The organism is Bacilliculturomica massiliensis, assembly GCF_900605495.1.
GTDB classification, from domain to species: Bacteria; Bacillota; Clostridia; order Peptostreptococcales; family Anaerovoracaceae; genus Bacilliculturomica; species Bacilliculturomica massiliensis.
In genome coordinates this window covers 1-7,063 of the sequence record NZ_LR027583.1, presented here as the reverse complement: position 1 = coordinate 7,063, position 7,063 = coordinate 1, and the positions used below count along the sequence as shown (strand labels likewise).

Annotated in this window: 4 protein-coding genes and 1 rRNA gene; all 5 read right to left on the bottom strand. The window is 51.6% G+C overall.

Annotation, left to right across the window (positions count from 1 at the left end):
• Positions 1-319: 4-hydroxyphenylacetate 3-hydroxylase N-terminal domain-containing protein (locus E0E37_RS00025; RefSeq protein ID WP_281275505.1), on the bottom strand; the 319-nt coding region annotated here is incomplete at its 3' end.
• 253 nt (positions 320-572) lie between these two features.
• Positions 573-1,931, bottom strand: coding sequence for an aspartate aminotransferase family protein (locus tag E0E37_RS00020; protein WP_130860934.1), 1,359 nt, complete (start codon positions 1,929-1,931; stop codon positions 573-575).
• A gap of 304 nt (positions 1,932-2,235) precedes the next feature.
• A complete protein-coding gene (gene ppk1 / locus E0E37_RS00015) occupies positions 2,236-4,386 on the bottom strand; it encodes a polyphosphate kinase 1 (RefSeq protein WP_130860933.1) in 2,151 nt (716 codons plus the stop codon).
• Entirely contained in the window at positions 4,364-5,305 is a 942-nt protein-coding gene (locus E0E37_RS00010) for a Ppx/GppA phosphatase family protein (RefSeq protein WP_246019589.1), read from the bottom strand. The genes ppk1 and E0E37_RS00010 overlap by 23 nt, the downstream gene beginning before the upstream one ends.
• A gap of 1,634 nt (positions 5,306-6,939) precedes the next feature.
• A 5S ribosomal RNA gene (gene rrf / locus E0E37_RS00005) occupies positions 6,940-7,056 on the bottom strand.
• Positions 7,057-7,063: the final 7 nt, after the last annotated feature.

Genomic DNA, 7,063 nt, shown 5'->3' with positions numbered 1-7,063 from the left:
TGCCCACGCATCTCTGGAAGCAGGAAGCGGTCTTCTGTCCCAGCAGTCTCTGCATCTTGACTTTATTCTTCAGGTCTTCGGTGCTCTGATGGAGATGGCCGAAGCGGTTGATCTTCTTTCCCGTCAGATTGGAGGTGACGGTCATCAGGTCCTCGTAGCGGGGATCGTGAGCCAGCTCGTAAGTCATGGCGATACAGTTGATGGAGGGACGGATCATGGGATGATCCACCCAATCGTCCACCTTCTCACCGAACATGTACACTCTCGTATTCAGCTTTCTCAAACTTTCGATGTACTCTGCGCCTGTCATTAATGCCATTGTAATTCTCCTTTCGACTCCTTAAAAATCTTCACGATCTTACCATTTTCGCCGTACTGCAGACTTCCGGCCGCGGCGGCATCTAACTCATCTTTTCGCCGCGGCCGCCCGGATCTGTCCCGCTGCCTGCAGAATATCTTTTCTGTCCACACAAGAGAGAGTTTGCCCGGACACCTGATCGCTGCAACGTTCCGCTTTTCATCGTGTTCCTGGCCCTGCCGGCGCTCCCGCCGTTTCAGCCGTTCCTGTGTTTCTATTTCATATGCTTCTTCAGCGCGGCCTCATAGATGGCAAGGCCTGCGTCAAGCTGTTCGTCTGTGACCACCAGCGGAGACAGGAAACGTATTACATTTCCATAAGTACCCGCGCTCTCTATCAGAAGACCGTTCTGCGCAGCCTCGCTGACGATGGCGCTTACCAGTTCCGGATTCGGCGCTTTGGACGCCTTGTCTTTGACAAACTCTATGCCCATCATGCAGCCAACGCCTCTCACGTCGCCCACGACCTCGTACTTCTCCTGCCATTCTTTCCATACCTTCATGACCTTCTCGGAGATGTGGCGGGCCTTTGCCGGATAATCTTCCTTTTCCATCAGCTCGATGACCTGCAGCGCCGCCGCACAGGAGAGAGCATTTCCGCAGAACGTACCGCCGATGGTTCCGCTGGGCACGCCGTCCATGATCTCCGTTCTGGCCGTAACTGCGCTGATGGGCGCTCCGCCGGCAATGGATTTCGCCGAGGTCAGAATATCCGGCGGGCAGCCTTCCTCCATCCAGTACTCGCTGGCGAACATTCTGCCGCTGCGGCCAAAACCGGTCTGTACCTCGTCGGCCACCAGCATGATTCCTTTTTCATCGCAGATCTTGCGTACAGCTTTTACCCATTCGATAGGCGCCGGCACAAAACCTCCTTCGCCCTGGATCGGTTCCAGAACGATAGCCGCCACGTACTCGGCCGGGGAAGCTTCGATGAAGGTCCGGTTCAGCTGATCCATATAATAGTCGATGGCTGCCTGGCCTGTCAGGTCTCCCGGCGTCCGGTACAGGTATGGATACTCTGTCCGGTAGATCCCATCCGGGAAAGGTCCCATGCTCAGCGCATAAGCCTTCTTTCCGGTCATGGCCATGGTCATCAGCGTACGTCCGTGAAAAGCACCGGTAAACACAATGATATTGGGTCTTCCGGTGTATCCTCTGGCGATCTTCACCGCATTTTCGTCGGCCTCCGCGCCGCTGTTGACAAACATCGTTTTCTTCTTCTCGCCGCGCACCGGCACGATCTGGTTCATCTTCTCCGCCAGCTTGATGTATCCCTCGTGAGTGGTGATATTCATCATGCTGTGGAAATATTTCTCCGCCTGCTCCTGCACAGCCTTCACCACATCAGGCTGGCTGTATCCGACGTTCATAACGCCCACGCCGCCGATCCAATCGAGAAACAGATTACCGTCCACATCCTCGATCATGGCGCCTTCCCCTCGTTTAATCACGACGGGATATGTACATTTGATAGCGTCCGGCACCGCCGCCGCCCTCCGATCAATGATCTCTTTTGCTTTCGGTCCTGGAAGAGTGGATGTCACAATCTTGGGAATTGCATTTTTCAGTTCCATTCTGGTTTTCCTCCTGTATCACGCCCTAGAAAATGGTATCTCTTATTTTTAAGAGAACGATACTCCTATTATGTAGCAAGGAATGTGCCAATTCATTTTCATCCGTTCCCATTCCGAATTTAATTTTTCACCGCACGGAGTCTTCCAGAATTTCTGCGGCCATATGATCTTTATACCGTGGTGGCTTCCCTCTACGCCTGCAAAAAAAAGAGACCGTTTTTCCGATCTCCCGTTTTTTCTATTGCATTTTCAATTAATTTATTCATTTCTCAATACGTGTTGGAACACTTATTCTGCACAGGCGCTACCATTTGCCCCACCGGGCCATTAAACGCTGCAGCATACCTCCCAGCCCGGACGGATGCCTGCAGGCCTGCGGTCCTTCTTCGGACTTTCCCGCCTTCCGCGCCGCCTCCTCCATAAAGTATTCCTGACTGTCCAGCACAGACCGATCCGAACCCGACCGCCTGATGTATGTCCCGTCAGGCTGCATTTCTCTGGCTTTCACGTTATCGCGAAACATCACGTTCATCATTTCGAGGATGCGCTGTTTCACCCCCTCATCCAAAACCGGACAGGCGATCTCAATACGGCGTTCCGTATTCCGCGTCATAAAATCAGCAGAAGAAATAAATATACGTTCTTCCCCCGCCGGTCCGAAGCAGTAAATTCTGGAATGCTCCAGATATCTTCCCACAATACTGCGCACAGTAATATTTTCCGTTTTCCCCGGTATACCCGGCAGAATACAGCAGATCCCCCGAACGATCATATCTATCTTTACGCCGGCGCAGGAGGCTTCCTCCAGCTTATCTATTAAATCGCGGTCCGTAAGTGAATTGATCTTCAGCCAGATCCTGCCCTGCATGCGGTTTTTTACCCTGTCGATCTCTTCGTCTATCATCGCGATCAGCTTCGGCTTCATTTCATTGGGTGCCGCAAGAAGGCGTCTGTATTTCCCATCCAGATTTGAAATTCCCATATTCTGAAAAAACAGCGACGCGTCCTCGCCGATCTCCCGGTCGGATGTGATCAGACACAGATCAGTATACATTTTAGCTGTTTTTTCATTGTAATTTCCTGTTCCCACCTGAGTGATGTAGCGTATCCCCGATTTTTCTCTTCTCGTGACCATACAAATCTTGGAATGAGTTTTAAAGCCCTCAAATCCATAGATCACATTGCATCCGGCTTCTTCCAGAACATTGGACCAATTGATATTGCTGGCTTCGTCAAACCGCGCCCTTAACTCCATCAATATGGTAACGTCTTTCCCGTTTTCTGCCGCCGCGCTCAGATACTCCACCAGTTTTGCCTTGCTCGCCAGACGGTAGATCGTAATTTTGATCGAGATGACGGCGGGGTCTCCAGCCGCCTCACGTATCATCTGCAGAAACGGCTCCATCTGCTCATACGGATAAAAAAGTAAAATGTCTCTGCGCAGAGACTGACTCAGAATACTTTCTCCTTTTTTCACCACGGCAGACGGCTGCGGTTCAAACGGTATGTATGTAATGTTCTTTCTGAAAACAGTCGGTATCTTACCCTCCAGCTCAAAGACGTAGCTTAGATTCAATGGTGTTGTGCTGTAAAAAACCTGTGACGCGGAGATCTTGAGACGGCCCAGCAAAAAATCTAATGTGTCTTCTGTCACTTTTCCCTGAATTTCCAGACGAACTGCAGCCAGACGCTTCCGCTTTCGCAGCATCTTTTTCATGCGCGCACGGTAATCGTCGTCGATCTCAAATCCCTCGTCCTCCGGACTGATATCTGCATTGCGTGTGACAATTGTGACGCTTTTACACAATAGCTGATACATGTGAAAAATCTCTTCGGCACAATCGCATATGATATCTTCGACCAGCACGTAGCGCACGCTGTTTCCAGGCATAAACAACATCCGCGGAAGCGAAGCCGGAACCGGAACGATCCCGTAGCATATCCCCAGCTCATCTTTCAGCTTTACAACTATATTCAGCGTCTTGTTCTGCAGATGAGGAAACGGTCTGTGAGGATCCACGATCTGAGGAGAGAGGATCGGAAATATGTATGTCTCCCAGTATTCACGCACATACGCACGTTCCTTCTTGCCCAGCTGATCCATCTTTATGCGGGACACCCCGTATTCCATCAGCTGTTCTTCTATGGCGTCAAACGTCTCGTCCAGCTCCCTGTAAAGCGGGGAAACCGCTTTGAATATTTTTTCAAGCTGCTGCCCGGGATCCATTCCGCTTTTGTTGTCTATATGCGGTTCCTTCATCATCGAAAGGTCAAAGAGACTGCCCACTCTGATCATGAAAAACTCATCCAGATTGTTTACAAAGATAGCCGCAAACTTCAATCGTTCAAAAATAGGGACCGTCTCATCCTCCGCTTCCTGCAGGACCCGCTGATTGAATCTCAGCCAGGAGAGTTCGCGATTTTGCGTATAGCTAATATCTGCATATCTTTTCATACAAATAGCCCTCTCTTATTCCTAACCTGCTGACTAATATCCGTTCACACTTAAAATAGTTGCTCACAGTCTGCAAAATGATCATTCCGGGAATCGCCGTGTGGATCCTCTCCGGCGCTACCTGAAGGATCCAGCGCAGCGTGTCTTTGTTGCAGGAAGAAAACACATGCAGCACTTTCTCTACATCGTCGGCTTCCATCTCTCTGCTTCCAGACTTACTCTCAAATATTTCATTGTTCAATGCGGCGGCGGCCCGTACGCTGCCGCCCACTCCGCACAGTGTCACAAACTTTTTCGGACGGATCTTCCCGCTGTTCTCCAGAGTTTTCAGTTCTTCTGTCACTTTTTTTCTGATCTTTCTCCGTTCCTCCACATTCGGCAGCAGCTTCTTCACATATTTTGAATACAAATTGAGAGATCCCACTGGCATGCTGGCGGCTTGGAGGATCTCCCCATTTTCATATAAAGTAAGCTCCGTACTTCCCCCGCCGATATCCACCAAAACTCCTTTATCCGTACACACGCCCCTGGACGCGCCTATAAAATCCAGAGTCGCCTCCCGCTCTCCCGACAGCACGTCCACTTTCAGACCGGTCCGTTTCCTGATCATATCAAGCACCTTCCCGCGATTTTGTACATTTCGCAGCGAGGCGGTTGCAAACACATAATAATTACTGATATTAAAGTTATCTAAGATACGCAAAAAATGCTCCAACGCGCTGCACGCTTTGACAATGCCCCTATCTGATAATTCATCTCGCTCAATATAATCCGCCAGTCCCACCACAAATTTTTTCCCCAGCAGCAACGTGAGCTGATCCGCTTCATATCTGTACAGGGACAACCGAAATGTGTTTGAACCCATATCTATCACTCCATAGATCTCTCTATCCTTTTTCACTACTTTCGCTGCGGCCACTTAACTCCACTTCCTTCCAACTTTATTTCTCTTCTGGTTCCGCCCTCTCCCTCTCCCCCACTTGCCCGGGGATGATACATCCGGGGGAAGACACGCACTGCGGGCGGCATTCTGTGCGTTATTTTGCGCGGCGGCGGCAGCCCGTACGCCTGCGCTGCACGATATGATCTGCAGCGTCGGCTGCCGACACTGCAATACAAACATTCCGTTATAATCGTGCTGTTACCCTCCGGTCCGCTTATTCAGAATAGCATCCCAGTGTAAAATCTGTATTAAAAGTATGTTTTGCAATCGTTAAGACTGTTGATCGCGGCCGGCCCCCGGCGTGGTGAATCCCCGGTTGTATTGCTGGCCCTCGGCGAGCGGCAGCGCTCCCGTGGAGTTGTTGGGCCCCGCCGGACAGCAGATCTCCGGCTGCTTTGATGGCCAACGGCAGATTGCGGGAGACGGACTCTGGGGGCAGATAGGCGAAATGTAGATTTTTTTCTCGATCTCGCCGAAATAGGACCGCCAAATAGGTGAAACTACATTTTTTTCTGTGTTTTCACCTATTTCACGTCAAATATGGCGCATTCCTCCCTGACTTTTTTGTGTTTTTCGGTGATTCTTCATTTTTTTTGCTGTTTTCGCCTATTCCAGGATACTCCGATGCTGGTATCCCGCCCTTCCACGATCCAAAAAGAATGAAAAGCCGGCTGATCTGGCGCCGCGGCCGCAGCAAAGAGCTTACCGATCTGTGCCGCGCCTGCTTGGGATAAGTTCCGTTTAAGACTGGCCTACAATACACGACTCCGGCAGGCTCTTGGCGGCAGGCATCTGGCGGCCAGCACCCACCCAGCCGTCTCTCTTTTTTCCGCATAACAAAAGAAGCGATCCAATGGATCGCTTCTTCTCAAACTGGCAACGTCCTACTCTCCCAGGCAACGGTCAGCGCTGAAACGCTCCGCGTTTCCTTCATGCGCTTCTCTCCGACTCGCGGCCTCCGCCGCTCCCATGCTGTCCCATTTTGCACTGAGGCTGAAGCCGCGCAAAATGGGCACCCGCCTCGCCTTTTTGCTTCGGTAGGTACTTGGCGGCCAGCACCCACCCAGCTGTCTCTCTTTTTTCCGCATAACAAAAGAAGCAATCCATTGGATCGCTTCTTCTCAAACTGGCAACGGTCAGCGCTGAAACGCTCCGCGTTTCCTTCATGCGCTTCCCTCCGACTCGCGGCCTCCGCCGCTCCCATGCTGTCCCATTTTGCACTGCGGCTGAAGCCGCGCAAAATGGGCACCTGCCTCGCCTTTTTGCTTCGGTAGGTACTTGGCGGCCAGCACCCACCCAGCCGTCTCTCTTTTTTCCGCATAACAAAAGAAGCGATCCATTGGATCGCTTCTTCTCAAACTGGCGACGTCCTACTCTCCCAGGCAACGGTCAGCGCTGAAACGCTCCGCGTTTCCTCCATGCGCTTCCCTCCGACTCGCGGCCTGCGCCGCTCCCATGCTGTCCCATTTTGCACTGCGGCTGAAGCCGCGCAAAATGGGCACCTGCCTCGCCTTTTTGCTTCGGTAGGTACTTGGCGGCCAGCACCCAACCAGCCGTCTCTCTTTTTTCCGCATAACAAAAGAAGCGATCCATTGGATCGCTTCTTCTCAAACTGGCGACGTCCTACTCTCCCAGGCAGCTGCCCGCCAAGTACCATCAGCGCTAGAGAGCTTAACTTCTGTGTTCGGGATGGGAACAGGTGTGACCTCTCTGCTATTGTCACCAGATCTCTTG